3 protein-coding genes are annotated in these 979 nt (G+C 56.9%); 2 read left to right on the top strand and 1 reads right to left on the bottom strand.

Annotated features, from left to right (window positions below; genetic code table 11):
* Both MXAZACID_RS03965 and MXAZACID_RS19145 read left to right on the top strand, forming a co-directional pair.
* Nucleotides 1–530: site-specific integrase (locus MXAZACID_RS03965; RefSeq protein WP_008492802.1), on the top strand; the 530-nt coding region annotated here is incomplete at its 5' end.
* 65 nt (nt 531–595) lie between these two features.
* Nucleotides 596–832 carry a hypothetical protein gene (locus MXAZACID_RS19145; protein ID WP_008492801.1) on the top strand — a complete coding sequence of 79 codons (237 nt, stop codon included), beginning with the start codon at nt 596–598 and terminating at the stop codon, nt 830–832.
* A gap of 65 nt (nt 833–897) precedes the next feature.
* On the opposite strand, the gene MXAZACID_RS20445 is transcribed toward MXAZACID_RS19145, so the two are convergent.
* A partial coding sequence (locus MXAZACID_RS20445) for an IS3 family transposase (protein WP_008492800.1) occupies nt 898–979 on the bottom strand: 82 nt, incomplete at its 5' end.

Below are 979 nucleotides of genomic sequence, written 5' to 3'. Positions count from 1 at the left end.
GGGCAGCGGCCAAGTTGTTGCTGCTCACAATGGTCCGCAAGAGCGAATTGACCAATGCGACGTGGGGAGAGATCAACTTCAGCGATGCCCTTTGGACCATTCCAAAGGAACGAATGAAGCGCCGCAACCCGCATCTGGTGTTCCTGTCGAGGCAGGCGCTGGATATTTTCATTGCCCTGAAAACCTTCGCGGGCGGTTCGGAGTATGTGCTGCCGTCTCGGTACGACTCGGACCTACCGATGAGCAGCGCCACGCTCAATCAAGTGCTGACACTGACGTACCGGCTAGCTCAGAAAGAGGGGAAACCCCTCGCTAAATTCGGGCCTCATGACCTGCGCCGAACGGCCAGCACATTGCTGCACGAAGCAGGCTACAACACCGACTGGATCGAGAAGTGCCTTGCACATGAGCAGCGGGGCGTAAGGGCTGTCTACAACAAGGCCGAGTACCGCGAGCAACGCACCGCAATGCTTCAAGACTGGGCGGACATGATCGACGAGTGGACGAAGCGGCCACGGACAGGGGCGTGATCGATCTAATTGGCCTCTTTGGTTGACACCAAAAAATAGGCAGGGAAACCTAGGAGGTTGGGCAGTTGTCGGAATTCGGATGGGAGCGCGGCCAGAGCCTTGGATACGGCTTGGCGCTCGACGCCCAGCCTTCGTGCGGCGTCCGATTGGCTAACGCCATATCGTTCCAGCATGACCATTTGCTTTTTGCGATCCGACAGCTTTCCGTCTGCCATCCTTCGCGCATGGTCGCGAAGCTCTGCCTCATCTCCGGGTCGGAGATGATGTTTGCGGATAAAGTGGTAGATGTAGCTATCAACTAGTGGATCGCCCGACTGCGCTTCGACTTTTTTCCAGTTGAGCTGCTGCCGGTTTGGTGGACAGCGAGTTAAGCTAGCACGGCCTTGGCCTCGAACTCCATGGGGCTGAGATAGCCCAATTTCGAATGCCTGCGTCGTGGGTTATAGAAA

Origin of the sequence: Acidocella sp. MX-AZ02 (assembly GCF_000306035.1) — a bacterium.
Lineage (GTDB): Bacteria > Pseudomonadota > Alphaproteobacteria > Acetobacterales > Acetobacteraceae > Acidocella > Acidocella facilis.
Note: the sequence above shows the minus strand (reverse complement) of the source record. Positions and strands in the feature narration are given on the sequence as shown.